General features: G+C 58.7%; 1 protein-coding gene. It reads right to left on the minus strand.

The annotated features are described in order from the left end of the window. Window positions 1–446 (minus strand): FAD-dependent oxidoreductase (locus HZZ01_RS20700; RefSeq protein ID WP_179899290.1); only part of this gene is annotated, 446 nt, incomplete at both ends.

Genomic DNA, 446 nt, shown 5'->3' on the forward strand with positions numbered 1-446 from the left:
GTACGATGCGTGGCGTATCCTGATCGCCCGAACGCTCTGCCAGGCGATCTGACTGCAAACCCGCGCAGGCAATTGCCTGATCGAATACCGTATCGAAGACCTCTCCATCTGCAAGTTCGACCCGTACTTCGCCGCCTCGCTCAAGCAGGCGCTCAACCGGCGAATTCAGACAAATGCGCCCGCCACGTTCCCTGATTTCATCGGCGATTCGGGCCGCAATTTGACCGTAACTGACAATCGCCGTTTTCGGTGAATGCAAGGCGCCCAGGCCGATGCAGTTGGGCTCGATTTCGCGCAGCTCATTTGAGCCGATCAGCCGCACGCCAGGCACACCGTTGGCCTGCGCTTTCCGATAAATCGCCTCCAGGCGAGGTAACTCTTCCTCTTGTAGCGCGACGACAACTTTGCCGCACTCGTCGTAGGGGATCGCATTGTCGCGGCAATAG

The organism is Pantoea sp. WMus005, from assembly GCF_013415305.1.
Lineage (GTDB): Bacteria > Pseudomonadota > Gammaproteobacteria > Enterobacterales > Enterobacteriaceae > Pantoea > Pantoea rara.